Here is a 24483-nt window from a genome sequence, read left to right as displayed (position 1 = left end):
CCGGCTTCTCGCTTCCGCCGACCGCGGACGAGAGGCGTGTTCATGGCAGTCGCGTTCTCCGCGGGGGAGGCGATCGGCGGATGCGGGAGTCGATTACGGGTGGGAACAGCGCGATGAGCTCTCCACGCGGCATCGAGCGGATGATGATCGGACTGGCCGACGGCAGCCATCTGACCGCCATGGAGCAGCTGCCGGCGCTGGTCGCGGAGAACGCCGCGCACGCGGGACTGCAAGGGGTGCTGATCTACCTGGCCGACCTGCAACAGAACGCGCTCCGCCTGCTGACCGGTCCCGGCGGCGACCTCGATGAGAGCGTCGAGGAGAGGCCGGCCGAGCTGCGGATCGACGGAACGCTGGCCGGGCGGGCCTTCCAGGAGGTGCGGATGCTGCCCAAGACCGGTGCCGACGGCGGCGTGGACTGGTGGTGGGTTCCGCTGCTGGACGGCACCGAGCGCCTGGGCGTGCTGCGCATCAGTACCCCGGACGCCGACGAGACGACCGAGAGCAAAATGCGCCATCTGGCCTCGATGACGGCCCTGCTGGTGGTCAGCAAACGCTCCTACAGCGACTCCTACGCCCGGCTGGTGCGCACCCGGTCGATGACCGTGGCCGCGGAGATGCAGTGGAACCTGATGCCGCCACTGACCTTCGCCAACGACCAGGTGGTGATCAGCGCGGTCCTGGAGCCGGCGTATGAGATCGGCGGGGACGCCTTCGACTACGCCCTCGGCGATGACAACGTGCACCTGGGGATCTTCGACGCGATGGGCCATGACGCCGCTGCGGGACTGACCGCCAACCTGGCGATGGCGGCCTGCCGCAACCACCGCCGCGAGGGCGTCGACCTGCTCCATGTCAGCGAGGCGATAGAAGGCGTGCTGATCGAGGAGTTCGGCCGGGGCACCCGCTTCGTCACCGCGATCCTGGCCAGCCTGAATTTCGATACCGGCCTGCTCAAATGGGTCAACCGCGGTCACCACCCGCCGGTGGTGATCCGGGGCGGACACTGGGCCACCACCCTTCAGTGCCCGCCCTCCCACCCCCTCGGTCTCGACCTCGGCCTGCCCGTCACCCTGTGCCATGAACAGCTCGAACCCGGAGACCGCGTGCTGTTCTACACCGACGGCATCACCGAGGTCCGCAACCGCGAGGGGCAGGAGTTCGGGCTTGAACGTTTCGTCGACTTCGTCATCCGCCAGCACGCCGACGGCCTGCCGGTGCCCGAGACCCTGCGCCGCCTGATCCGCAGCGTGCTGAACTATCACGACGGCCTGCTCCAGGACGACGCCACCGTCCTGCTGGCCGAATGGCGCGGCCCGAGCCACAGGCGGCTGCGCCTGTGAACGCCGGTGGCGATGACCGGTGGACGACGGGTGGGCGACCGGCGGGAGGGCTCAGGCCAGGGCGTCGGCGAAGTCCCGGATCACGGTGCGGTGGTCCTTGCTGTGCCAGGCGAGGGCGAGTTCGCTGGGCGAGAGCCCGAGGACGGGGATGGCGCTGATGCCCGGCCGTCGGTAGATCACGGCGTTGCCCGAGGCGAGCAGGACGATGCCGCTTCCCTCTTCGAGGGCGGCGAAGGTCTCCTCGGCGTTGGAGACGGTCGCGCCGATCCGCGCCGGGTGACCGTCGCGGTCGGCGATGGCGAGCCAGTAGTCCCGCAGCGGGCCCGCGGTGTCGGGAAGCGCGAGAAAAGGCTCGTCGAGGAGTTCGGCGAAGGCCACCTCCCGGCGCCCGGCCAGCCAATGATCATCCCGAAAGGCGACCCAGCGGGGTTCGGTGACCAGCACCCGGACGGTGAAGGAGCTCTGGTCGGGAATGGGAAGCCAGACCAGCGCGACGTCGACCTCGCCACCGGCCAGGCCGGCGGTCGCGTCCTCCCAGTTGATCTGGCGGACCTGGATGCGCCAGCTCGGGCGCCGTTCCTGGAAATACGCCCCGGCTCGTTGCAGGATTCCGCGCGCCACGCTGGTGGAGAGCCCCACGGTGAGGACCGCGGCCTCCGCGGCTGCCGCGTCGCTGACGGCCCGCTGCGCCTCATCCCAGCAGCCCATCAGCTCCCGCGCGACGGGAAACAGCGCCCGGCCCGCCGCGGTGAGCGTGATGGAGCGCCGGTCGCGGTCGAAGAGGCGGACCCGCAGCCCTTCTTCCAGCTGGCGTATCTGCTTGCTGAGAGCGGGCTGGGAGACGAAGAGGCGTTCGGCCGCGCGGGTGAAGCTGAGTTCTTCGGCGACGGCCACGAAGTACCGCAGATCTCGGAGATGAGGGTCCATAACGGATGGCTATCACAGGACGCATTGGACGGGCGAAGGTCGTTCGGCGGATGATCGGCTCAGTACCGGACACCCACGACCTACGACGATTTGAGAATCACGAGAGGGGCGCGGATGCGTTACCGACTGTTCGGCACCACAGGACTGCGTGTCTCAGAGCTGTTCCTGGGAGCGATGACCTTCGGGGAGCAGGGCGGGGTCGGCGCGCCGATCGAGGAGTGCCGCCGAATCCTGGACACCTACGCCGACGCGGGCGGAAACATGATCGACACGGCGATCAACTACCGCAACGGAGCCAGCGAGGAGTTCGTCGGCGAGCTGCTGGAGGGCCGCCGGGACCGGTTCGTGCTGGCCACCAAATACACCGTGTCGCGTGACGGCAACGACCCCAACGCCGCCGGCAACCACCGCAAGAACCTCACCCTGTCGCTGGAGACGAGCCTGCGACGGCTGCGCACCGACTATCTCGACGTCTACTGGGTGCACCTGTGGGACCGGCACACCCCGGTCGAGGAGACGATGCGCGCGCTGGACGACGCCGTACGCTCCGGCAAGATCCTCTACGTGGGGATCTCCGACGCCCCCGCCTGGGTCGTCTCGCGGGCCAACACGCTCGCCGAGTGGCGCGGCTGGACTTCTTTCGCCGGGCTGCAGGTGCCGTACAACCTGCTCAACCGCGACATCGAACGAGAACTGCTGCCCATGGCCGAGGCCTACGGGATGAGCGTGGCCACCTGGGGCCCGCTCGCCAGCGGGGTGCTGTCCGGGAAGTTCACCCGGCCCGGCGAGGTGACGTCCGGCACCCGCGTCTCACCCGACTCGATCAGCGAGCACGATCACGCCGTGGCCCGCGCCGTGCAGAAGGTCGCCGACGATCTCGGCGTCACCGCCTCCCAGGTGGCGATCGCCTGGACCATGGCCCGATCCCGGGCCGTGCACCCGATCATCGGCGTCCGCACCGTCGAGCAGCTCAAGGACAACCTCGGCGCGCTCGACGTCGAGCTGCCCGATGAGGCCGTCCAGGAGCTGGAGGCCGCCACCGGGTTCACCGCAGGTTTCCCGGCCGACTTCATCGCCCAGGTCGAAGGGTGGGTGTTCGGTCAGGCGGTCTCCCAGCGCGTCGACGGCCGCCGATGAGCACCGTCTCGCTGGTCACCGGCGCCAACCGCGGTCTCGGACGTGAGGTCTGCCGCCAGCTCGGCGAGCTCGGGCACGCGGTCATCCTGACCGGCAGGTCGCTGAACGCCGCCCGGTCGGCGGCCGAGGAGATGGCCTCGGCCGGATTGGACGTCGAGCCGCTCGCCCTCGACGTCGCCGACCCCGACAGCGTCGCCGAGGCCGCTCGGGCCGTCAAGGAGCGGTACGGCAGGCTGGACGTCCTGATCAACAACGCCGCGATCACCTATGACACCTGGCAGCGGGCCAGCTCCGCCGATCTGGACGTGGTCATGGAGGCGGCGCAGACCAACCTCTACGGGCCCTGGCGTGCGGTGCTGGCGTTCCTCCCGCTCCTGCGGGTCAGCAGCCATCCCCGGATCGTCAACGTCTCAAGCGAAGCCGCCTCCCTCACCAACATGGGGGGCGGGATCCCCGCCTACACCGCGTCCAAGGCCGCGCTCAACGCCCTCACCCGCATGCTCGCCGCCGAGCTGCGCTGCGACCGGATCCTGGTCAACGCGGTCTGCCCCGGCTGGGTCGCCACGGACATGGGCGGCCCAGGCGGCCGGCCCGTCGCCGAGGGCGCCGAGAGCATCGTCTGGGCGGCCCTGCTCCCCGACAACGGACCCACCGGTGGTTTCTTCCGCGACGGCCGGCCGCTTCCCTGGTGATCCGGCGGTTTTCTCCGCGATGGCCGGCGGTTTCGCGGTGATCCAGCGGTTTTCTCCGCATCTCGCCCCGGGCCCACGTACGGCTGGGCCCTCAGCGGATCCGATGAGGGCCCGGGGCGAGCGGGGGCTCACCGTGCCCGCGGCACCGATCCCGCCATGTGGGCGACATCTTCGGCGCCGGCCTCGATCAGCTTGGCGGCCAGGTCGGACAGGGCACGTCCCGCCGCCAGCTCATCGCCGATCTCCGGAACAGGCCGGTCACTCGGGTTGCGCCGGGCATACGCGACGCTTTCATACCTTCTGCCGTCGGATGTGAGCAGCACGGCTGTGGCCGTGGTGACATCGTCATTGTCATCTTCGCTGATGAAGAGCTGCACGTCCCATTGCTTTGCTTGCATCACAGAACACCTCCCATTCAAGCGTCCCCCTCTGTCGGCATCGCCGGAAGAGCCTGCAGACCTGGCATGAACAGGGCTTTACCTTTTGCCGCATCGAGGACGACGCTTAACGGAAGGTCGGGCCGCACGCCGGCGGAAAAAAGGCTGGGCCGGGCAGCGCGGCGGGAGTAAGGTCGGCGCATGACCTGGCGACATTGATCCATCACCAGAGGTCGGAGCGGGGCGCGCCGCCGCGGGCCGCCGGAGATGCCGAGCATCCCGAGTCCGCACGGTTCCCGCCAGAAAGACCTCAAGATGATCTCTCCTTCGCGTGCGTCTGACGCACGCGCGAAGCGCCTGGCCGCGACGCTCTACACCTACATGTTCCTGGATGATCTCATCCTGCTCTACCCGGTCTACGCGCTGTTGTTCGCCGGCACGGGCCTGTCGACCGCTGAGATCTCCTCGCTCCTGGTGATCTGGTCGGTCACCTCCTTCGTGATGGAAGTCCCCTCCGGGGTGTGGGCCGACGCCGTTTCGCGGAGGCTGCTGCTCGCCGTGGCGCCGATCCTGTCCGGGGCGGGCTACGCCCTGTGGATCATCGCCCCTTCCTACGGGGCGTTCGCCGCCGGTTTCGTGCTCTGGGGCATCTCGGGGGCGCTGCAGTCGGGTGCCACGGAGGCGCTGGTCTACAGCGAGCTTGAGCATCTGGGCGCCGCCGGCCGCTACGCCACGATCATGGGCCGTGCCCGGGCGCTCAGCACCTGCGCCGTCATGGTGGCCACGGCCGCGGCCGCCCCGTTGATGGTCGTCGGCGGTTATCCGCTGCTCGGTACGGCCAGCATCCTGGCCTGCGTGCTCTGCTCGGCCGCCGCGACGACCTTTCCCGAGCACCGTGTGGAGAGCCAGGGGGGAACATCGCCGCGTGCCTACGTGGAAGTCCTGCGGGACGGCGTGGCCGAGGCGCGCTCCAGCCGGTCGGTACGGCGGGCGCTGCTGCTCGTGGCCGTGGTGTCGGCCATATGGGGCTCGCTGGAGGAATATGTCGCTCTGCTCGCGGCCGACACCGGCGTCGCCACGCACGTCGTGCCGCTCCTGGTGCTCCTCGTCTCCGCGGGGATCGCGCTCGGCGGCGTGCTCGCGGCGACCGGGCGGCGCCTGACGAACCGGGCGCTCGCCGGATGCCTCGTCTTCGGGGCGCTGGCACTCGGCGCGGGTGCGATCAGCGGGGCCGCGGCGGGGTTCGTCGCGATCACGGCGGCTTTCTGCGTCTTCCAGATGGCGACCGTGCTGGCCGACGCGCGGCTCCAGGAGAGCATCGCGGGCCCGGCCCGGGCCACCGTGACCTCGCTGGCCGGGCTGGGGACGGAGGTGGCGGGCGTCGTCGTGTACGGCGGTTACGCGGCGGCCTCGACGGTGGCCGGACACAGTGTGATATTTGCTGTTTTTGCCGTGCCGTACCTCGTCATCGCCCTCGCTCTCGCTCGTCCATCAGGGCCCGTCCATCAAGACCCGTCCATCAAGACCCGTCCATCAAGACCCGTCCGTCAGGGCCCGTCTGTCAGGGGGAGAAAGGGTGATCATCGAACGCCGTGACGCGCGGAGTTATCGTGAGCGCGTGGACAGCTCACCCGCATTCGAGGACGTCGACCCCGAGACCCACGCGCTGAGGGCGTCGTCGTTCGGCAACCAGGCGGCCGCGTATGCCAGGGAGCGGCCTGACTACCCCGATGCCGCCGTGCTCTGGGCACTCGAACCCGTTGCGGGCCGCGCGCCGTTGCGGGTTCTCGACCTGGGGGCCGGGACCGGGAAACTGACCGAGGTGCTGCTGCGGCACGTCGCCGACGTGGTCGCCGTGGAGCCCGACCCGGCCATGCTCGCCGAGCTCCGTCACCGGCTGCCCGGTGCCCGTGCCCTGGCCGGAGCGGCGGAGGAGATCCCGCTCCCGGACGAGTCGGTCGACGCGATCCTGGTCGGGCAGGCACTGCACTGGTTCGACCTCGACCGGGCCGTACCCGAGATGGCCCGCGTCCTGAAGAGGGGCGGGGTGCTGGCGGGGCTCTGGAACCTCGACGACGACCGGGTTCCGTGGGTGAGCGGCCTGAAGAAGGTGGCCGGCAGCACGGTGTCGTTCAAGCAGTGGCGGCCCACCCTGATCCCCCTGGAGGGGCGCTGCTTCCGCGTCGTCGAACAGACCGATTTCCCGCACGCCCAGCGCCGGACCGCGGAGTCGATGGCGGCGACCATCGCCACCCACTCCCACGTGCTGATCCTCCCCGAGGCCGAGCGCGCCGCGCTGATGGCCCGGATCGCCGGCTATCTGCGATCCGTCCCCGAGACCGCGCACGGTGAGTTCGATCTTCCGATCACCACCGCGGTGATCCGCGCGCTGCTCGATCGCTGACGCCGGGGCCGGGTCAGCCGAGGAGACCGCGGCGGTAGGCCTCGGCGACGGCGGAGGCGCGGTCACGGGCGTCGAGCTTGGCGTAGATGTGGATCAGGTGGGTCTTGACGCTGGCCTCGCTGATGAACAGCCGGGCCGCGGCCTCGCGGTTGGTGGTGCCGTCGGCGACGAGCCTGAGCACCTGCAGCTCTCGGTCGGTCAGCGTGCCACGGGTCGGTTTGCGGACCTGGCCGATCAGCAGTCCGGCCACCGAGGGGGCGAGGACGCTCTCGCCCCTGTGGGACGCCCGTACGGCGTGCAGCAGCTCGGCGGCGGGGGCGTCCTTGAGCAGGTAGCCGGTGGCGCCCGCCTCCACCGCGCGCAGCACGTCGTCGTCGCTGTCGAAGGTGGTCAGCACCAGCACCCGGGTCTCGGGCGCGATCTCCAGGAGCCGCCTGGTGGCCCGCACGCCGTCCATCTCCGGCATCCGCAGGTCCATGAGGACCACGTCGACGGGCTCGCGCGAGACGATCGCGACGGCCTCGGCGCCGTTGCCCGCCTCGCCGACCACCTCGATGTCGTCCTCGGGCAGGAAGGCGGCGCGCAGCCCGTCACGCACGATCGGGTGGTCGTCGACTATCAGCAGCCTGATCACCTTGCCTCCTGTTCCGCCGGGATGGCCGGTACGGCCGCCGCCACCGCCGTGCCCTGTCCAGGGACGCTCTCGATCTCCAGGGTGCCGCCCACGCCGCGCACCCGCTGCCGCATGCTGTCCAGGCCGAACCCGCCCTCACCGGGCTCGGCGAACCCGGCGCCGTCGTCGCGGACGTCCAGAAGAACCATGTCGTCCAGATAGGACAGGGTGATCCCGACCCTGGAGGCGCCCGCGTGCCTGGCGATGTTGGCCAGCGCCTCCTGGGCGACGCGGAAGAGGGTCACCTCGATGCCGGTGGCCAGGGGTCTGGCCGTACCGGTGACTTCGAGGTCCGGCTGGACCGAGGAGGTCTCCGCCCAGCGCTCGGCCAGGTGGGCGAGGGCGCCGGGCAGGTGGGAGCCTTCCAGCGGCTGAGGCCGGAGCGCGGCGACGGAACGCCTGGCCTCGGTGAGGCTCCGCCCGGCCAGTTCGTCGATCTGGTCCATGTGCCGCCGCCAGCGCGCCGGATCGTCGCGGGCGCCGTCGGCCGCCCGGAGCTGGGTGATGATCGCGATCAGGCTCTGCGCGATGGTGTCGTGGATCTCCCTGGCCATGCGCTGCCGCTCGTCGAGGACTCCCGCCTCCCGGGCCTGGGTCAGGAGCTGCGCGTGCAGCCCGGCGTTCTCCTCCAGCGTGGCGGTCAGGTCGGCGATGAGCTTCCTGCGGCTCTCGCTCTCGGTGGCCAGGGCCCATCCGGCGAACAGCAGTGGTACGGCGATGCCGAGCGTGGCCGGGATCCCGGCCACGCCTTCCTGCGCGACCAGCGTGATGACGGCGGTCGCCGTGACCGCGCCCACGCTCCACCACAGCGACGTGAACAGGACGAAGGCGAGGGGGTAACCCAGCGAGGCGAAGAGGGCGAAGGCGTCGCTCCGCGTCAGCAGCGCGGTGGCCACGGCCAGCAGTCCCGCGTACCAGGCGAGCGTCAGCCATCTGCGCCTGCCGGGGTAGACCAGGATCAGTCCGGGCAGCCACAGCGCGGCCAGCCCCGCCAGGGGAAGGGGGAGCCGGTCGAGCGCCGCCGCCCAGGCGGCGGGGACCGCCAGCAGGCCGTACCCCAGCGCGAGATAGATCCACCGGCCCCGGCGTCCGCCCGGGTCGGCGCTCTCGCTGGGGCGCAGCCGCATCACCGCCTCACTCCCACTCATTCCCACCGGAACATTCTGACGGCCAGTGCCCCGAAAACGGCGGTCACACCGGCCAGGACGGCCAGGTGGAGCGCCTGCGGCCAGGTCCCGCTCCAGCCGGCCCGAAGGGCCTGCATGAACGCGCCGAGCGGGGTGTAGTCGCCGATGGCGACGAGGAATCCCGGCAGCGTCTCCGCGGGCATGAACACCCCGCCGAAGGCCAGGCTCACGAAGAACAGCCCGACCCCGATCCCGGTGGCGGCCCGCGCGCTGGGCGCGACGGCCGCGACGAACAGGCCGACGGCGAGCAGCGCCGGCGTGCCGAGCAGGAACGCGGCGGCGAACCCCGCCGGATGCCGGGGCGGGTCGAACCCGAAAACGATCGTGGCGACCAGTACCACCAGCACCAGCGCCGTGACCGACAGCAGCGCGCTCACCGCGAGCTGGGCGCCGAGCAGCCTGCGCGGGTGCACCGGAGTGGTCGACATACGGCGCAGTATGCCCTTCTCCCGGTATCCGGCCAGAGTGGTGGGCATCAGGTTCAGCGCGAGCTGGGCCAGGCCCAGTGACAGGGCCATCGCCGGGAAGTAGGTCTCGATCGGATCGCCGCCCTTCGCCGGGTGCGTGATCACCCCGAACAGGGCGACCAGCGCGGCCGGCAGCGCCAGCACGATCAGTGAGGTGGCCGGATCCCGCAGGAACAGCCGGAGTTCGGTGAGCGTGATCTTGGTCATGGCTTCCCTCCGTGGGCTTCCCGGGTGAGCGCGAGGTAGGCGTCGTCGAGGCTGGCCCGTTCGATTCGCAGGTCCCGGGCCACGATCTGGTGGCGGGCCAGCACCGAGGTCACCGCGTACGGCAGGTTGCCCGTGCCGGTCACGGTCACCTGCCCACCCCGGCGGGTGACCGCCGACACCTCGGGCAGTACGGCGAGCAGCGCGTCGTCCAGCGGCACCGAAGGCCGGAAGCTCACGATCTGCTCGGGGGCGATCCTGGAGACCAGCCCGTCGGGGCTGTCCACGGCCACCACCCGGCCCGCGTCGATCAACGCGACGCGGTCGCAGAGCCGCTCGGCCTCCTCCATGAAGTGCGTGACGAGGACGACCGTCACGCCCTTGTCCCTGATCCGCTCGACGAGCTTCCAGGTGTCCCTGCGCGCCGCGGGGTCGAGCCCGGTGGTCAGCTCGTCGAGCACGACCACCCGTGGCCGGCCGATCAGGGCCAGCGCGATGAACAGCCGCTGTTTCTGCCCGCCGGACAGCTTGCCGAAGGCGGCGTCCCGCTTGTGCGCGAGTCCCCACTCCTCCAGCAGTGACTCCCAGGGGGCGGGGTCGGGGTAGAAGGACGCGTAGAGATCGAGTGCCTCCCCGACCCTGAGCAGTTCGGGGAGTTGCCCCTCCTGTAACTGGACGCCGACGGCTCCGCGCAATTCGTCACGGTCCCTGGCCGGGTCGAGGCCGAACACGCTGACGGTGCCGCCGTCGGGTTCGCGCAACCCCACGAGGCATTCGACCGTGGTGGTCTTTCCGGCGCCGTTGGGGCCGAGGATGCCGAAGATCTCACCGTGCTCCACGGTGAAGGACACATCGTGCAGCACCGCCTGCTCGCCGTACTGTTTGCGCAGGCCGCTCACTTCTATGATCGCCATGCTCCGAGCATCCGCCGGGATCGTGCCCCTCCGGATCGCCTGATCGGTCAACCGATCGGTTGATCCTGATTCACGCGATGAGTCAAGATATTTTTTGACCGTTTCGTTGACTTACGCGCATCTCACGGTCTCTGTTCATAGGATCTATGCCTGACTGTGACCATTGCCTGGAATCGTTGGCAACCGCCTAAAGCGGTCAGCTGTGCCGGAGTGGAGAGAAACTGTGCTGAAGTCCAAGACGCGGCGTCGCGTCGCGGTCAGGACCGCCATTGGAGTAGCGAGCGCAGGCATCCTCTTCGGCGGCGTTCCGGCGATCGCCTCCATGGCGGCTTCGGCGGCTTCCGGGACGGTCACCTACACCTGCACGGGTTCGGGCACGGGCACGGGGTCGGGCACATACCGGCTCCAGGTGGACCTCACGGGCCCGCTGTCGCCGACGCCGAACTCCGCCGTCGTGGCGACCTGGGCGATCCGGCAGCCCGTCGCCTCGCCGTTCCTCACGGCCCCCTCGGCCATCCCCGCGACCGAGCGCCTCGCGGTCGACGCGGACGCGCTCATCACCAGCAGCCCCTCGATCGTCCCCTCGGGGCTCCGCACGGTCGGGGCCACCGGCGCCGCCGCCTCGGCGTCGGCCGGCCAGCAGTTGCAGCCGCCTCCCATGCTGATCACGATGACCCCCAACGCGACCGGTGTCATCGCGGTCCAGCCGGGCCCGTTCACCCTCTACCTGGCCTCAAGCGGCGGCAGCGGCAGCGGCTTCCTGTATGACTGCGAGGTCGCGACCACGGCCTCGGCGGAGGCGAGCGCCGCGGCGCTGCTGATCACGGTGAGGCCGTCGGGCACCACGACGGGCACGGGCACCCCCACCCCGACCACGACGGGCACGGGCACCCCGACCCCGACTCCGACGACCACCACGCCGACGCCGGAGCCGACGATCACCGTTACGACGACCAAAACGGCGAAGCCCAAAAAGACCCGGCAGATCGAAAGGACCCCCGGTGGGGGGGCCTCCACGGGCGGCGGCGGGGACGCCGGGCCGGACGCGCGGATGATCATGCTTGGCGGTGCCCTGATGGTGGCGGCCGCCGCGATCGGCGGGCTGGTACTGCGACGGCGCACGGCGACCAGAGGCTGATCGGGGTGACAGGATGACCACGCCGCCGCCGGACGGCTGGCCACCCAGACAGCCCCGTGGACCGGTGCCGCCGTACCGGCACGGGCCGGTCCAGCAGCCTTACGGGCACCCCGGATACCCGCACTACGGCCAGCCGTACGAGCAGTGGCCCGAGGAAAGGGCCGACGGCGGCCGGGTGCTGCGGTCGGTGCTCATCCTGGCGGGGATCGCCGGGGTGGTCACGGTGCTGGTCGGCCTGCTGCTGATGCTGGCCAAGCCCGAGGAGTACGGTCTGGCCGACCAGCGCACCGTGCTGCCGCCCCGCACCCAGACGAACACCCCCGGACCGGCGAACCCCTACTTCCAGGCGCCCCCCACCGTGCCGCCGCCCCTGCCGAGCATTCCGGCGGCTCCCGCCATGCAACCCTCGACCCCGGTGCGCCTGGTCGTCCCCCGGCTCGGGATCAACGCGCCGATCAGGTCCATCGGGCTCGACAGGAACGGCGCGATCGAGGTGCCGCCGGTCGGCAATCCGAACCTGGTCGGCTGGTACCGCTCGGGGCCCACGCCGGGCGAGGCCGGACCGGCGATCATGCTGGGGCACAAGGACACACGTTCGGGAAGCGCGGTCTTCAGCCGTCTCGATGAGATCCGCAACGGCGACCTCATCGAGGTGCATCGAAAGGACGGCATCATCGCGGTGTTCACCGTGGGAGGGCTCGAACAGGCGGGGAAAGAGGTCTTTCCGACGCAGCGGGTGTACGGCGAGTCGCCCAATCCCCAGCTCCACCTGATCACGTGCGGCGGCGCCTACGACCGCACGACCGGTCACTACACCGACAACGTCATCGCCTACGCGACGATGACGAGCACGCGCAGGGCATGAGCGCCCCCACCCTGCCCGCGGTCGAGGCTCTGAGGAACTTCGACGTCGCGGCGTTCGTGAACAGGCGGCGGCACGGGCTGGTGCTGTCCGCGCTCGTGATGCTGGCCTCGACGGCCTACTCGGTGCTCGGCCTGGTCAAACTGGCGACCTTCCGGGCCAGCATCTTCGATCTGGTCATCTTCGACCAGGCGCTGCGGGGCTATGCGGGCTTCGGGGCGCCCACCGCGCCCTCGGTCGGCATGCAGTATGCCGGCCGGATGGACTTCGTCCAGCTCGCCGACCACTTCTCGCCGATCCTGGCCCTGCTGACCCCGCTGTACTGGCTTGGCGGCGGACCGCGGACGCTGATCGTCGCCCAGGGGGTGCTGCTCGCGCTGGCCGCGATCCCGATCTGGCGCTACACCGAGCGCCGTCTCGGCGTGGTGCCGGCCCATCTGGTCGCGGTGGCCTACGCGGTCTCGTGGCCGGTCGCGCAGGCCGCCGGGTTCGACTTCCACGAGGTGGCCTTCGTCCCGCTGCTGAGCGCGATCATGATCGAGCGGTTCGACGCCGACCGGATGGCCGCGGGGGTGGTGGCGGCGATCGGCCTGCTCCTGGTCAAAGAGGACATGGGCCTGCTGGTCGCCGGTTTCGGGATGTATCTGTTCGTCACCCGGCGGCGGTTCGAAGGAGCCGCGTTCATCCTGTTCGCGCTGGGCGCGCTCGTGGTGATCCGCAGCGGGCTGATGCCGATGGCGGGTGCGAGCACCGCGGGGTTCCACTGGGCCTACGGCAACCTGGGCGCGAGCCTGGGCGAGGTGGCGCTGTCGCTCGCGCGGGATCCGCTGGGCGCGCTGTGGCAGATGGTCAGCCCGGAGGCCAAGGTGGACACCCTGGCCTTCCTCCTGTGGCCGGTGCTGCTGACCGCCCTGCTGTCGCCCCTGACTCTGGCGGCGATCCCGCTCGTCGCCGAGCGGTTTCTGGCCGACCGGCCGCAGTGGTGGGGGACGGAATACCACTACAACGCCTTCATCGTCGTCATCCTCCTCTGCGCGGCGGTGGACGGCACCGCCCGGCTCGCGGAACGCTTCCGGGGACGGAACCTGGCGACCCACTGGGCGGTCGCGGTCTGCGTGATCGGTCTCACCCTCGTCCCGAGGTTCGCCCTGGGCAACCTCCTGGAGCCGGCCTTCTACGAGGGCGAGCCGTACGTGGCGGCGGCGCGCGAGGCGGTGGCCAATGTCCCGGACGGGGTCGTCGTCGAGGCCGCCAACGCCGTCGGTCCCGCCCTCACCTCGCGGACGACAGTGCTGCTGTGGGGCCCGAAGGCCTATGACGCGCCCTGGATCGTGGCCGACGTGGCGCGGTGGACCTTTCCGTTCGGCGAGTTCGCCATGCAGCGGCGGCGCGTCGACGAGGCCCTGGCGAAGGGCTACCGCAAGGTCTTCGAGCGTGACGGCTACATCGTGCTGAACCGGCCGTGACCGGGCACGGCGGTTGACCCGGCTCAGGCGGGCGGATCCCCCGGGCGGGGGATGAGGCGTCAGCCGGCGCCGTAGCCGCCGGCAAGTTCGGGCGCCATGGTCGGCGGACGGATCTGGCGCCCGGCGACGGCAGGACCGAGACTGGTTCTGCTCCGTACGGTGGCGGAGACGGGCGGACTCGGTGGAGACGGGATGACGACGGAGCGCATCGAACCACCTCGGGAGGCGCGGCCGGAGCGGCGGCCGGAGCTGGACGCGATCCGCACCCTGGTGGTGGTCGGGCTGGTGTTCTTCCATTCGGCGCTGGTGTTCGACACGCGCGACGACTTCTATGTGAAGAACGCCGAGACCACCGACGCGACCACGATCGTCGCCGGTCTCGGCGTGGTGTGGGCGATGCCGATGCTCTTCCTCGTCGCCGGCCTCGGCTCGTGGCATTCGCTGCGGCGGCGCGGCCCCGCCGGGTTCGCCGTGGAGCGGCTGCTCAGGCTCGGCGTGCCACTGGTGTTCGCGACACTCACGATCCTCCCGGTGCCGCAGTGGCTGCGGTTGCGGGCCGACCCTCAGTACCACGAGTCGTACCTGCGGTTCCTGCCCCGGTTCTACGACGTGAGCCTGGAACCGGCCGAGTTCCCCTTCATCCTGCAGGGCGAGCACTTCGAGACCGGGCACCTGTGGTTCGTCGTGTTGCTCCTCGCGTTCTCGCTCATGCTGGCGCCCCTGGTCGGCTGGCTTCCCCGCGACCGCGGCCGCCGGATCCGTGACCGGCTGGCCGTGGCGGTACGGCGGCGCGGCGCGGTGCTGCTGCCCGCCGTACCGGTCGCGGTGATCAGCGCGCTGATGGGCCTGGAGGAGGGGTATGCCGCGTGGAGCCGCTGGGCGTACCTGCTGTTCTTCCTGTACGGGTTCGTGCTCGCCTCGGACGAGCGCTTCCGGGAGGCGATGCGCCGCGACGCGGTGCCGGCCGCGGCGGCCGGGCTGGTCCTGTTCCTGGTCGGCATGCCGGGGTTCCTGATCGCGGCCGAGGCTCCCGGCGGCGACCCCTTCACGGACATGACCGCGCTCGCGATCGGCGCTCGCACGCTGTACGGCGCGGCGGGGTGGTGCTGGCTGGTCGCGATCCTGGGATTCCTCGACCGCCGTCGGCGTCCGGCACCGGCCGCCGCGCGGGAGCCACGGGACGGCCGGGGGCGGCGGCTGTACGGCTATCTGGCCACCGCCGCGCTGCCGCTGTACGTCCTGCACCAGCCGATCGTCGTCGGGGTCGCGTACGGCGTCGTCGGCTGGGGCGCGCCGATCGCGGTCAAATACCTCGTGATCGTGGCGGCCTCCCTTGTCCTGACCGTGGCCGCGTACGACCTGCTGGTGCGGCGCACGCGGGTGACCCGGTTCCTGTTCGGGATGCGGGGGCCCTCCGGGTAAGGCACGGACAAAGGTTCTGTTGTAACCTCCTACTAACCGAACAATGCTCGGTTTCATAAGCAGGAGGCACTGTGGCAGAGGCGTACATCGTCGGGGCGGTCCGCACCCCGGTCGGTAAGAAGAAGGGCGGTCTGTCCACCGTCCACCCCACCGACCTGGCCGCGCACACCCTCAAGGCGCTCATCGACCGCACGGGCGTCGACCCGTCCGCGGTGGAAGACGTGATCATGGGCTGCGTCATGCAGTTCGGTCCCCAGAGCATGGACATCGCGCGCAACGCCTGGCTGTCGGCGGGCCTGCCCGAGAGCGTCGCCGGTGTGACCATCGACCGTCAGTGTGGCTCCTCCCAGCAGTCGATCCACTTCGCGGCCCAGGGAGTGATGTCCGGCACCCAGGACCTCGTGGTGGCCGCCGGAGTGGAGTCCATGAGCATCGTGCCGATGGGCTCCTCGATCACCGCCGCGCTGGAGAAGGGCATGCCCTTCCCCTTCGGTGACAAGTGGGTCGAGCGGTACGGCAAGCAGGAGATCTCCCAGTTCCGCGGCGCCGAGCTGATGTGCGAGAAGTGGGGCTTCACGCGCGAGGAACTGGAGAAGTACGCCTACGAGAGCCACCAGCGGGCGGCCAAGGCCGTGGCGAACGGCTACTTCAAGGAGCAGATCGCCCCGATCAGCGGTGTCGAGGACGACGAGGGCCCGCGCCCGGACACGACGCTGGAGAAGATGGCGGCGCTGAAGACCCTGCGGGACGGGGGCCGGATCACGGCCGCGACCTCCTCGCAGGTCTCCGACGGCTCGGGCGCGATCCTGATCGCCTCCGAGCAGGCGGTCCGCGACCACGGCCTGACCCCTCGCGCGCGCATCGTCACCCTGACGCTCACCGGCGACGACCCGGTCTACATGCTGACCGCGCCGATCCCGGCGACCCAGAAGGCGCTGAAGAAGTCCGGCCTGTCCATCGACGACATCGACGTCACGGAGATCAACGAGGCGTTCGCCCCGGTCCCGATGGCATGGCTCAAGGAGATCGGCGCCGACCCGGCCAAGGTCAACCCGAACGGCGGCGCGATCGCCCTGGGCCACCCGCTGGGCGGGACCGGCGCGATCCTGATGACCAAGCTGCTCCACGAGCTGGAGCGCACCGGCGGCAGATACGGCCTGCAGACGATGTGCGAGGGCGGCGGCCAGGCCAACGTCACGATCATCGAGCGCCTCTAGGTCCTGCACGGCATAGCCCACACGGAGCATGGCGAACGCCCCGATCCCGAGCCTCATGGGCTCCAGGGGTCGGGGCGTTCGCTCTCTCAGCGGCCGCCCTTGCCGGGAATCCGGCGCGGCTGCTGGGTGGGCCTCAACGGCATGCGCGGCATCGGCATCTGCCGGGGCGCCGCCGGAGGCAGGTTCCGCTCGGGAACAGGGGCGTGGGTCGGGGTGGTCTTTTTCCCACCGCGCTTTTGACCAGAACGAATTCGCATATGGACTCCTAGAAGACAGTGACGACGCGGCCGAATGACGAAATGTCGAATGCCGTGCCAGAAACTCAGCTGCCGCGTCAGACGAACGGGGCCAGAGAACTGAGTGCGAGCGGATCAGGCCAGAGCTGATCGACGCCGGTGCTTAGGAGTTAATCCACATGCGATGACCGTACGGTGGCCACGCCGGGCGGCGCAAGCCATTTATTTCCGGATCGGTCGTTCACCCCGGTGCGACCTGGGCGGATAGTTCCCAAGAGACCGCGAAACCACCGGTCCCGAAAGGTTTCGGTGCTCAGGCGGCGGGGGCGCCGTTCAGGATTTCGACCCGGCCTGTGTCCAGCGAGTAGTACGCGCTGACCACTGCCAGGCTTCCTTTGCTCACCAACGGTGCGAGGTCTCGATTGCCGCGCAGGGCATCCGCGGTCAGCTTCACCTGGGCTTTGGCCATCGTCTCGACGGGGTCGGTGCCGCTCTTCTCTCGGGCGGCCTGTTCGTATGCCGGACGCAGGGCCCGCACGATCGCCTGCAGGTTGCCCGGCAGCGGCTTACCCTCCCGCAGCGCCTTGTACGCGGCGGCGACCGCTCCACACCGCTGGTGACCGAGTACGACGATCAGCGGGGTTCCGCTGGTCATCGGCCCGTACTCGACGGATCCGATGACCACCGGTCCCACGGCCTGCCCGCCGGTACGCATCACGAACAGGTCACCCAGCCCGGTGTCGAAGACAAGCTCGGGTGGGACCCGGGAGTCGATGCATGACAACACCACTCCATAGGGCTGCTGCTTGGCGGCCAGGAGCTCCCGGCGTGTGGGGTCGCGATCAGGATGCTGAAGCGCGCCGCTCACCCAGCGCTTATTGCCCTCTATCAGCCGTTCGTAGGCGGCCTTCGGCGAGTCCGGAGACGGTCCTGTGGTGGGCGTGGGCGCCGCCTTGTTCACCGCCTCGGCCGATGAATAACCGGCAAGATAGGCCCCTGCAAGGGACACGGCACCTGCCAGCAGCGTTCGCCGCCCTGAACCGTCAACCGGAATGCTCATGCCCTGAATCCTTCCCGCCACGGGCAAGATCCCGGCAATGGAAACGTATGGCGAGAACTTAAGAAATGTCCGTCTATCGGATATTCCGAAACCTCCGGCGAGCGCGAGCTTGGGGCACGAGGGAGGTCACTGGTGGGGCGGTGACTTTTGGTCTTCACCGGCTCACTAGCCTCACGGCATGACTACGGAAGATCGGCTGGCCATCGTCGACGATCTGCTCGTCCTTCCCTTTCCTGCGATGGACACGCGGGAGAGTCCGAGGAAGGACACGTGGCAGGGGTACCGTTCCAGCGGGCCGGGCTACCACGTGTACGTCCTGCAGGCCAGCCAGGACTTTTGGGACGACCGCGGAGAGGAGATCGTCGAGGCGGCCGAGCAAGAGATCGATGCCACTCTCCAGGTGCTGGTGACCGCTCTGACGACGCGCTGGGGTGCGCCCGAGACGATCGATCTGTGGCCTTATCTGGAGAGCGAGGGCCCAGCTCCGGAGCCGATGATCACACTCTGCCAGCTCAGCGGCGAGATGCTCGTCTGGCGGAGGCCGGAAGCCGGCCGATGGGTCGCGCTCGCCGTCGGCCAAGCCGATCGGGAGTTCCCGATCGTGCTGCTCGCAGCGGTCGGCGAGACGCCGATCCCCTGAACTCGCCAGGCTGGTCCGGTGAGGATCGGCGAGCTTCTCCAGGCTTTGCGGGAGCTTCCCGTCACTCCGGAGCTGAGAGCGGTGCTCGGCGTGCCGAGCACGTACACGGACGGCCATCACTGGTCCGACATCCTGGCCGAAGAGGTCATCCCGCGCCTCCCCGGCAAGTGGGGCGACGAAGGCCGGCGGCGACTGGAGGAGGCGCTTGCCCTGGAACCGGTCCCGGACTCCCTCGTCCATGGCGATCTCGGCGGCGAGAACATCCACTGGAGCGAGGACGGCAAGCTGGTCGGTGTCCTGGACTGGGACCGGGCCCATCTGTTCGACCCGGCGGTCGACGCCGCCACCATGGGATGGCTGCACGGCTGGGACAACCTCCGTGAAGCCGTCGACGGCGCCACCTACCGGCGCGCCCAGGTTTGGGACCGGACGTTCGGCGTCACTCATCTTGTCGCGGCGCTCGACGGCAGGCCCCTGGCGCACGTTGACAGCTATGTCCGGCACATCGTCGCGTGGCTGGAACAGAACGCCGACCGGTAGCGCACAGCCGGTGCGGGGATCGAGCGGCAGGGAGGACGGTGTCGCGGTCCTGCCGTGATGGGCACGGCAGGAGCGCTTCCGGCTCCGCTTGCGGGAGACCGATGGTTCGGGTGATCTCGCGCGCGCCCCCTCCGGCGGGCGACGGAACCGGGTCCTCCGGCAGGGCGCGCTGTCCTGTCGGAGGGGTTTTGGGTCCCCGGCAGGGGCTCTCTCCCGGACGAGAGACGAAACCGCGTGAATGGATGACGTGGGAAGTTCACACGGTTCCCTGCCGGGGACGGTTGTGGGGCGTCCAGTGGGCGGACGGCGTTCGCCGGGGGCGGTCCGTTCCCCTGGTCGGCCGGTGGCCGTGGCACGGAAGGGGATCGGCGGCGCCGAGACGGCCGGAGAAGTGGCGCCGAGGTGGCCGGAGAAAACGCCGGAAGCGGCCCGTTTTCTGGTCAGCCAGTGGTGGTGAGAACCGAGGGCGGGCCGGGGGTGCCGAGACGGTCGAGGGGTGGTTCGGCGGGGAGTTCGCACCACACGGTCCGGCCGCAGCCCCGGCCGTGGTCGCAGCTTCCCCAGTTGCCCTGGGAGAGTTCGTCGACGATCCACAGGCCCCGCCCGAACTCGGCCCTGGCGTTCTCGGCCACCGTCCGGGGAGCCTCCCGGCGGGGCGCGTCGAACGTGGCGCCCCGGTCGGTGACCTCGATCCGGTAGACCGTCCCTCGGCGATATAACGCGAACCGGATCAGATCGGCGCCCACCCGATGGCGATCGGCGTGTTTGAACGCGTTGGTCATCAGCTCGGAAACGACCAGCCTCACGGCCTCGTAGGCGTAGTGATCGGCGCCGAGCAGTTCCTTCACTACACCACGAGCACAGGAAACCGATTCGGCTGCACGCGGCAGGAAGACTTCCCCGAGTTTCTTAGACGGCAACTGCATGATTGATGGCCTTTCGCCCCAGCGTTTTCGCTGACATGGCGATCCCTGGTTGGCTTGTTGACCGGGAATCACCATGCGTCTGACCGATGCACCGACCATCCCAAATAATGACTACCACCGGTAGTCAATCTGTCGCACATTTGATGCACGGACGCCTTGCCGTACTGCACACGCGCTGTGTACTTCCTGTGCAACGGCGGGAGGATCATGGTCACGAAACCCACCGGTCGAGAGCCCGTAATGGTGCCTAATGCGCAATTCGGCGTATTACTCCGTGAACACCGCATTGCTTCTGGAATGCGACAGAAAGATCTGGCGGTCAAGCTGGGGTGGTCGGTTTCCCGGATCAGCATGATCGAACGTGGCGAACGGCAGGCCAAGGAGGAGTTCGCGAGCAGGGTGGACAACGCCCTCAACACCGGCGGCACCCTTCTCACTGCCTGGCATAAGGCGAACGAGCAGGCCACCCGCCTGCCGACGTGGTTTCGGCGGTGGGTGGAGATCGAACAAGGGGCGAATGCGTTACTGACCTGGCAGCCGCTGATCATCCCCGGGCTTCTTCAAACGGTGGACTACGCGCGAGCGATCCTCAGCGGCAAACCGGGTGTCACCCAAGACCGGGTGGAAACAGCTCTGGCCGCGCGAATAGACAGGCAGCACATCCTCGACCGCGACGATCCGCCCATGCTGTGGGTGGTCGTGGACGAAGGCGTGCTCACCCGTCCCATCGGCAGCGAGGCGGTGATGGCCGGACAACTCGATCACCTTCTCGCGATGGCGGAGCGCCCACGCGTCACCATTCAGGTACTTCCCCGAGACTCGTGGAGCACCACGGGCCTCCTGGGGGCGTTCTTCATCGCCCGAACCCGCAACGTGCAGGACATGGCCTATGTCGAGTCCTCAGCGCGCGGACAGATCATCGGTGACCCTGACGACGTAATGGAGATCACGGCAAAATACGAGATGATCCATGGTGAGGCCCAGACACAGCGGGTGTCGCTCGACCTGATCAGGAGGACGAGAAAACAATGGACGACCTGACAATCCGGGAACTCGGCGTGGTCGTGTGGCGTAAGTCTTCGCTGTCCGGCGACAACGGCGGTGAATGTGTCGAGGTCGCGGAACTGTCCGGTGGGCGCCGGGCCGTCCGCGACTCCAAGAACCCCACCGGCCCCGCACTGGTCTTCAGCCCGTCCGAGTGGGCTGCCTTCATCGGCGGCGTAAAGGGCGGAGAGTTCGACTAGCCGGTTTCAGGCATTGCCGATCGCTTGCCGCGTATGTCCACAACGCAATGAAACCTCGGTAGCACCGGCTATCGGGGTTTCTGCTCGATCGCTCAGAAGGCCGGTGGGCCGTACTGCTCGACCACCGCGCGGGCGACCAGAACGCCGCACGCCGCCTCACCTGGGAAAACCCTCCGCTCACCCTCATTCGTACAGGTCAATGGGCATCACACCCGCGCCTACGGTCTCGATCAGCATCGTGGACGTGGACGACTGGTGGGGTGGGCATCGGTCGCTTCACCGAAGCACTCGCCTCACGGGTGGGCTGGAAGCGGCCCACCCGGCGCAGCTCGCCATCGGCGTCGAGCCGGTCAGTCACCGCGATGCCGTACCAGGGAGACGGCCCGGAAAATCTTGACGCGTTCTCTACGCGCGCGGCTGGATGTATGGATCTAGCTTCGAGGTGGAAGGGATCGACATGTTCATCTACGCCTTGCTCGGGTTACTCGCGCTTCCCGTGTTATGGGCCATGTTCGGCGGTGTCAGGATCATCAACCAGGTCGAACGCGGCGTCGTTTTCCGCTTCGGCAAGGCCAGGGCGCAAGTACGCGAGCCGGGACTGACCGTCATGCTGCCCCTGGTCGACCGGCTGACCAAGGTCAACGTCCAGGTCATCACCATGCCGGTGCCCACCCAGGAGGGCATCACCCGTGACAACGTCTCGGTGCAGGTCGACGCCGTGGTCTACTTCCGGGTCAGCGACCCGTTGAAGGCGACCATCGAGGTGCAGGACTACCTCTTCGCCGTCGGCCAGGTCGCCCAGTCCTCGCTGCGCTCGATCATCGGCAAGAGCGAACTGGACGACCTGCTGTCCAACCGCGAGGAACTGCACAAGGGCCTGGAGCTGATGATCGACAGCCCGGCGCTCGGCTGGGGCATCCACATCGACCGTGTCGAGATCAAGGATGTGCAGCTCCCCGAGTCGATGAAGCGGTCGATGTCGCGCCAGGCCGAGGCCGAGCGAGAACGGCGGGCCCGGGTGATCACAGCCGACGGTGAGTTCCAGGCCGCGCAGAAGCTCTCCGACGCCTCGGCCATCATGTCCGAGACGCCTGGCGCGTTGCAGTTGCGAATGTTGCAGACCGTGGTGGAGGTGGCCGCGGAGAAGAACTCCACCCTGGTCATGCCGTTCCCGGTGGAGCTGCTGCGCTTTTTCGACCAGGCCGCCCAAGGCGGCTCCCCCTCCGGCCGGACCGAGGTTTCCCAGGACGCGATCGCGCCGCCGAGCCTTGGAGAGGCGATCGCCCGGCCGAGCCTTGGAGAGTAAGACACGGTTCTCGCCGTGTTGCTCAGCCCTCGGCCCGGACACAAGCCGGGCACGGGCACGGGCGCGGGGCGGGTACGGCGAGCGGGACTGACGCGGGTACGGCACGCGGGCGCGCCGTACCCGCGTGTCTCAGGGGATCGGCCGGTGCGCGTTTTTGACCGTCGAGTCGCCTGTGGCGGGAGCGGCGATCCACGGACCCTCGATCGAGGCGTCGAGGATGCCCTCCTCAAGGAACGTGTAGCGGCCCTCCAGAAGGTGGTGCGCCAGGCGTGCGTCCCGGGAGTCGTTGTTGTCCCACAGCCGGTCGAACAGCGCGTCGGCGCGCAGCCGGGCCTGGTGGCAGAAGGTGTCGGCGAGCTCGGTGGGCTTGCGCCCCAGGTCGTCGGTCTCCCCGAAGGCTCGCACGCACGTCGCGGTGATCGCGAAAAGCTCGGCGCCGATGTCCACGATCCGGCTGAGGAACCCCTGCTTGTGCTCCAGCCGTCCCTGCCAGCGGGACATGCCGTAGAAGGTGGAGCGGGCGAGCTTGCGGCTGGTCCTCTCCACGTAGCGCAGGTGCGGGGCCAGCGCGCCGAACTCCGCGTAGGAGCCGGGCCGGTTGCCCGAGCCCGCCACCAGCGTCGGCAGCCAGCGTGCGTAGAACCCGCCCGCCTTCATCGCGGCGCGCGCCTTGGCCCTGCCGTCCAGCGACGGGTCGATGAGCCCGCCGGCCACCGACAGGTGCGCGTCCACCGCCTCGCGGGCGATCAGCAGGTGCATGATCTCGGTGGACCCCTCGAAGATCCGGTTGATCCGTACGTCCCGCAGCACCTGCTCGGCGGGTACTCCTCGCTCGCCGCGGGCGGCCAGTGAGTCGGCCGTCTCGTAGCCGCGCCCGCCGCGGATCTGGACCAGTTCGTCGGCCACCTTCCAGGCCATCTCCGAGGCGTACAGCTTGGCGAGCGCCGCCTCGATCCTGATGTCGTTGCTCTCGTCGTCGGCCAGGCGGCAGGACAGGTCCATCACCGCTTCGAGGGCGTAGGCCGTACCGGCGATGAAGGCGATCTTCTGTGCCACCGCCTCGTGCTCGCCGAGCCTGTGCCCCCACTGCACCCGCTCGTTGCTCCACTCCCTGGCGATCTTCACCGCCCACTTGGCGTTCCCGGCGCAGACGGCCGGGAGCGAGAGCCGGCCGGTGTTGAGCGTGGTCAGCGCGATCTTCAGGCCCTGGCCCTCGCGGCCGATCAGGTTGGCGGCCGGGACGCGAACCTGATGGAACCTGGTCAGGCCGTTCTCGATGCCGCGCAGGCCCATGAACGCGTTACGCCGCTCGACCGTGATCCCCGGGGTGTCCGCCTCGACGACGAACGCGGAGATCCCCTTGCCGGTGCGGGCCATCACCACCAGGAGGTTCGCGATGACCCCGTTGGTCGTCCACAGCTTCACCCCGTCGAGCACGTAGTCGTCGCCGTCGCGCACCGCCGTGGTGGCGAGCCTCGCGGGGTCGGAGCCGACGTCGGGCTCGGTCAGGAGGAAGGCCGACACCTCGCCTTTCGCGCAGCGGGGCAGGAACCTGCGCTTCTGCTCCTCGGTGCCGAACAGTTTCAGCGGCTGCGGCACCCCGATCGACTGGTGCGCCGACAGCAGCGTGCTCAGCGCCGGAGAGTAGGACCCGACGAGCATCAGCGCCCGGCCGTAGTCGAGATGGCTGAGTCCCAGCCCGCCGTACTCCTCCTCGGTCGTGATCCCGAACGCGCCCAGTTCCCTGAGCTCCTTGACCACTTCGTCCGGTATCTGGGCGGTCCGCTCGATCAGCGCCGGATCCACCCGCGTCTCCAGGAACCGTCGCAGAGCCCGCAGGAACTCCTCACCCTTCTTCGTCTCGGGCTCCGACAGAGCCGGTGCCGGATGCACCAGGTCGAGGCGGAAGTCCCCCAGGAAGAGCTGCCTGCCGAAGCTGGGGCGGGCCCATTCCTTCTCCCTGGCCTGCTCGGCCACCTCGCGTGCCTTGGCGTAATCGGTCATCGTGACCTCCTCGGGCGCGGATGTCTTAGACGTTACTCCCGAGTATCGGGCCCGAGAAGGCATCCGCCCCGGCGCGCCGGGTCATGGGAACACCGCA

General features: G+C 69.3%; 24 protein-coding genes. 15 read left to right on the top strand and 9 right to left on the bottom strand.

The features are described from left to right. Positions 1-113 precede the first annotated feature (113 nt). Positions 114-1343, top strand: a complete 1230-nt coding sequence (locus ACFY2X_RS43775; protein WP_389950259.1) for a PP2C family protein-serine/threonine phosphatase — start codon at positions 114-116, stop codon at positions 1341-1343. Positions 1344-1394: 51 nt separating this feature from the next. Here the strand turns inward: ACFY2X_RS43775 and ACFY2X_RS43770 are convergent, their stop codons facing one another. Continuing rightward, positions 1395-2270: a LysR family transcriptional regulator gene (locus ACFY2X_RS43770; protein WP_389950256.1), complete on the bottom strand. Its 876-nt coding sequence runs from the start codon at positions 2268-2270 to the stop codon at positions 1395-1397. Between the two features lie 114 nt (positions 2271-2384). On the opposite strand from ACFY2X_RS43770, the gene ACFY2X_RS43765 reads away from it, so the two are divergent. After that, a complete protein-coding gene (locus ACFY2X_RS43765; protein WP_389950253.1) occupies positions 2385-3407 on the top strand; it encodes an aldo/keto reductase in 1023 nt (340 codons plus the stop codon). After that, on the top strand, positions 3404-4099 hold the full coding sequence (locus tag ACFY2X_RS43760) for an SDR family oxidoreductase (protein WP_389950249.1): 696 nt from the start codon (positions 3404-3406) through the stop codon (positions 4097-4099). Before ACFY2X_RS43765 ends, ACFY2X_RS43760 begins: the two co-directional genes overlap by 4 nt. Positions 4100-4227: 128 nt before the next feature. On the opposite strand, the gene ACFY2X_RS43755 is transcribed toward ACFY2X_RS43760, so the two are convergent. Continuing rightward, positions 4228-4497, bottom strand: a complete 270-nt coding sequence (locus tag ACFY2X_RS43755; RefSeq protein WP_389950246.1) for a DUF1876 domain-containing protein — start codon at positions 4495-4497, stop codon at positions 4228-4230. Positions 4498-4791: 294 nt separating this feature from the next. Here ACFY2X_RS43755 and ACFY2X_RS43750 point away from each other — a divergent pair, with 294 nt between their 5' ends. After that, positions 4792-6072: an MFS transporter gene (locus tag ACFY2X_RS43750; protein ID WP_389950244.1), complete on the top strand. Its 1281-nt coding sequence runs from the start codon at positions 4792-4794 to the stop codon at positions 6070-6072. Positions 6073-6094: 22 nt separating this feature from the next. Beyond that, positions 6095-6880 carry a class I SAM-dependent methyltransferase gene (locus ACFY2X_RS43745; protein WP_389950241.1) on the top strand — a complete coding sequence of 262 codons (786 nt, stop codon included), beginning with the start codon at positions 6095-6097 and terminating at the stop codon, positions 6878-6880. A gap of 13 nt (positions 6881-6893) precedes the next feature. Here ACFY2X_RS43745 and ACFY2X_RS43740 read toward each other — a convergent pair whose 3' ends face one another. Genes ACFY2X_RS43740 through ACFY2X_RS43725 form a run of 4 tightly spaced genes read right to left on the bottom strand, consistent with a single transcriptional unit; the run spans position 6894 to position 10325 of the window. Continuing rightward, entirely contained in the window at positions 6894-7514 is a 621-nt protein-coding gene (locus ACFY2X_RS43740) for a response regulator (protein WP_389950238.1), read from the bottom strand. After that, positions 7511-8701: a sensor histidine kinase gene (locus tag ACFY2X_RS43735; RefSeq protein ID WP_389950236.1), complete on the bottom strand. Its 1191-nt coding sequence runs from the start codon at positions 8699-8701 to the stop codon at positions 7511-7513. Before ACFY2X_RS43735 ends, ACFY2X_RS43740 begins: the two co-directional genes overlap by 4 nt. Then, positions 8698-9414: an ABC transporter permease gene (locus ACFY2X_RS43730; RefSeq protein WP_389950233.1), complete on the bottom strand. Its 717-nt coding sequence runs from the start codon at positions 9412-9414 to the stop codon at positions 8698-8700. The genes ACFY2X_RS43735 and ACFY2X_RS43730 overlap by 4 nt, the downstream gene beginning before the upstream one ends. Next, positions 9411-10325: an ABC transporter ATP-binding protein gene (locus tag ACFY2X_RS43725; RefSeq protein WP_389950230.1), complete on the bottom strand. Its 915-nt coding sequence runs from the start codon at positions 10323-10325 to the stop codon at positions 9411-9413. Before ACFY2X_RS43725 ends, ACFY2X_RS43730 begins: the two co-directional genes overlap by 4 nt. A 223-nt stretch (positions 10326-10548) precedes the next feature. Here ACFY2X_RS43725 and ACFY2X_RS43720 point away from each other — a divergent pair, with 223 nt between their 5' ends. The 5 genes from ACFY2X_RS43720 to ACFY2X_RS43700 all read left to right on the top strand — a co-directional run bounded on the left by ACFY2X_RS43720 (position 10549) and on the right by ACFY2X_RS43700 (position 16430). Then, positions 10549-11463 (top strand): hypothetical protein, encoded by a 915-nt coding sequence (locus tag ACFY2X_RS43720; RefSeq protein ID WP_389950227.1) that lies wholly within the window; start codon positions 10549-10551, stop codon positions 11461-11463. 13 nt (positions 11464-11476) lie between these two features. Next, entirely contained in the window at positions 11477-12328 is an 852-nt protein-coding gene (locus ACFY2X_RS43715) for a class F sortase (protein ID WP_389950225.1), read from the top strand. Further along, positions 12325-13791, top strand: a complete 1467-nt coding sequence (locus tag ACFY2X_RS43710) for a DUF2079 domain-containing protein (protein WP_389950222.1) — start codon at positions 12325-12327, stop codon at positions 13789-13791. The genes ACFY2X_RS43715 and ACFY2X_RS43710 overlap by 4 nt, the downstream gene beginning before the upstream one ends. 192 nt (positions 13792-13983) lie before the next feature. After that, positions 13984-15213: an acyltransferase gene (locus ACFY2X_RS43705; RefSeq protein ID WP_389950219.1), complete on the top strand. Its 1230-nt coding sequence runs from the start codon at positions 13984-13986 to the stop codon at positions 15211-15213. Positions 15214-15284: 71 nt separating this feature from the next. Continuing rightward, on the top strand, positions 15285-16430 hold the full coding sequence (locus ACFY2X_RS43700) for an acetyl-CoA C-acetyltransferase (RefSeq protein ID WP_389950216.1): 1146 nt from the start codon (positions 15285-15287) through the stop codon (positions 16428-16430). A 549-nt stretch (positions 16431-16979) separates the two neighbouring features. On the opposite strand, the gene ACFY2X_RS43695 is transcribed toward ACFY2X_RS43700, so the two are convergent. Continuing rightward, positions 16980-17726, bottom strand: a complete 747-nt coding sequence (locus tag ACFY2X_RS43695) for a carbonic anhydrase (protein WP_389950213.1) — start codon at positions 17724-17726, stop codon at positions 16980-16982. A 178-nt stretch (positions 17727-17904) separates the two neighbouring features. On the opposite strand from ACFY2X_RS43695, the gene ACFY2X_RS43690 reads away from it, so the two are divergent. Together ACFY2X_RS43690 and ACFY2X_RS43685 are read left to right on the top strand one after the other, a co-directional pair. Continuing rightward, entirely contained in the window at positions 17905-18366 is a 462-nt protein-coding gene (locus ACFY2X_RS43690; protein ID WP_389950209.1) for a hypothetical protein, read from the top strand. Between the two features lie 18 nt (positions 18367-18384). Next, a complete protein-coding gene (locus ACFY2X_RS43685) occupies positions 18385-18906 on the top strand; it encodes a phosphotransferase family protein (protein ID WP_389950208.1) in 522 nt (173 codons plus the stop codon). A gap of 440 nt (positions 18907-19346) precedes the next feature. On the opposite strand, the gene ACFY2X_RS43680 is transcribed toward ACFY2X_RS43685, so the two are convergent. Continuing rightward, positions 19347-19832: an ATP-binding protein gene (locus ACFY2X_RS43680; RefSeq protein ID WP_389950206.1), complete on the bottom strand. Its 486-nt coding sequence runs from the start codon at positions 19830-19832 to the stop codon at positions 19347-19349. A gap of 207 nt (positions 19833-20039) precedes the next feature. Between ACFY2X_RS43680 and ACFY2X_RS43675 the strand changes: the two genes are divergently transcribed. The 3 genes from ACFY2X_RS43675 (at position 20040) to ACFY2X_RS43665 (ending at position 22382) form a co-directional block, all read left to right on the top strand. Further along, positions 20040-20873: a helix-turn-helix transcriptional regulator gene (locus ACFY2X_RS43675; protein ID WP_389950203.1), complete on the top strand. Its 834-nt coding sequence runs from the start codon at positions 20040-20042 to the stop codon at positions 20871-20873. Further along, the gene (locus tag ACFY2X_RS43670; RefSeq protein WP_389950199.1) at positions 20861-21076 is read left to right on the top strand and encodes a DUF397 domain-containing protein; all 216 of its coding nucleotides are present in this window, start codon (positions 20861-20863) and stop codon (positions 21074-21076) included. The genes ACFY2X_RS43675 and ACFY2X_RS43670 overlap by 13 nt, the downstream gene beginning before the upstream one ends. A gap of 442 nt (positions 21077-21518) precedes the next feature. Continuing rightward, entirely contained in the window at positions 21519-22382 is an 864-nt protein-coding gene (locus ACFY2X_RS43665; RefSeq protein WP_389950196.1) for a slipin family protein, read from the top strand. A 129-nt stretch (positions 22383-22511) separates the two neighbouring features. Here ACFY2X_RS43665 and ACFY2X_RS43660 read toward each other — a convergent pair whose 3' ends face one another. Continuing rightward, complete coding sequence (locus tag ACFY2X_RS43660) at positions 22512-24386, bottom strand: acyl-CoA dehydrogenase family protein (protein ID WP_389950193.1); 1875 nt, start codon at positions 24384-24386, stop codon at positions 22512-22514. Between the last annotated feature and the right edge of the window lie 97 nt (positions 24387-24483).

Origin of the sequence: Streptosporangium sp. NPDC000396, assembly GCF_042898655.1 — a bacterium.
Lineage (GTDB): Bacteria > Actinomycetota > Actinomycetes > Streptosporangiales > Streptosporangiaceae > Streptosporangium.
The sequence above is the reverse complement of the archived record's forward strand: the minus strand, read 5'-3'. Positions and strand labels throughout refer to the sequence as shown.

Excerpts from the sequence above, each read along its gene's own strand:
- ACFY2X_RS43725 (WP_389950230.1), bottom strand. The coding sequence starts at position 10,325 with ATGGCGATCATAGAAGTGAGCGGCCTGCGCAAACAGTACGGCGAGCAG.
- ACFY2X_RS43710 (WP_389950222.1), top strand. The coding sequence starts at position 12,325 with ATGAGCGCCCCCACCCTGCCCGCGGTCGAGGCTCTGAGGAACTTCGAC.
- ACFY2X_RS43670 (WP_389950199.1), top strand. The coding sequence starts at position 20,861 with ATGGACGACCTGACAATCCGGGAACTCGGCGTGGTCGTGTGGCGTAAG.
- ACFY2X_RS43770 (WP_389950256.1), bottom strand. The coding sequence starts at position 2,270 with ATGGACCCTCATCTCCGAGATCTGCGGTACTTCGTGGCCGTCGCCGAA.
- ACFY2X_RS43660 (WP_389950193.1), bottom strand. The coding sequence starts at position 24,386 with ATGACCGATTACGCCAAGGCACGCGAGGTGGCCGAGCAGGCCAGGGAG.
- ACFY2X_RS43715 (WP_389950225.1), top strand. The coding sequence starts at position 11,477 with ATGACCACGCCGCCGCCGGACGGCTGGCCACCCAGACAGCCCCGTGGA.
- ACFY2X_RS43735 (WP_389950236.1), bottom strand. The coding sequence starts at position 8,701 with ATGAGTGGGAGTGAGGCGGTGATGCGGCTGCGCCCCAGCGAGAGCGCC.
- ACFY2X_RS43675 (WP_389950203.1), top strand. The coding sequence starts at position 20,040 with ATGGTCACGAAACCCACCGGTCGAGAGCCCGTAATGGTGCCTAATGCG.
- ACFY2X_RS43775 (WP_389950259.1), top strand. The coding sequence starts at position 114 with ATGAGCTCTCCACGCGGCATCGAGCGGATGATGATCGGACTGGCCGAC.
- ACFY2X_RS43705 (WP_389950219.1), top strand. The coding sequence starts at position 13,984 with ATGACGACGGAGCGCATCGAACCACCTCGGGAGGCGCGGCCGGAGCGG.
- ACFY2X_RS43760 (WP_389950249.1), top strand. The coding sequence starts at position 3,404 with ATGAGCACCGTCTCGCTGGTCACCGGCGCCAACCGCGGTCTCGGACGT.
- ACFY2X_RS43755 (WP_389950246.1), bottom strand. The coding sequence starts at position 4,497 with ATGCAAGCAAAGCAATGGGACGTGCAGCTCTTCATCAGCGAAGATGAC.
- ACFY2X_RS43690 (WP_389950209.1), top strand. The coding sequence starts at position 17,905 with ATGACTACGGAAGATCGGCTGGCCATCGTCGACGATCTGCTCGTCCTT.
- ACFY2X_RS43730 (WP_389950233.1), bottom strand. The coding sequence starts at position 9,414 with ATGACCAAGATCACGCTCACCGAACTCCGGCTGTTCCTGCGGGATCCG.
- ACFY2X_RS43680 (WP_389950206.1), bottom strand. The coding sequence starts at position 19,832 with ATGCAGTTGCCGTCTAAGAAACTCGGGGAAGTCTTCCTGCCGCGTGCA.
- ACFY2X_RS43695 (WP_389950213.1), bottom strand. The coding sequence starts at position 17,726 with ATGAGCATTCCGGTTGACGGTTCAGGGCGGCGAACGCTGCTGGCAGGT.
- ACFY2X_RS43765 (WP_389950253.1), top strand. The coding sequence starts at position 2,385 with ATGCGTTACCGACTGTTCGGCACCACAGGACTGCGTGTCTCAGAGCTG.
- ACFY2X_RS43750 (WP_389950244.1), top strand. The coding sequence starts at position 4,792 with ATGATCTCTCCTTCGCGTGCGTCTGACGCACGCGCGAAGCGCCTGGCC.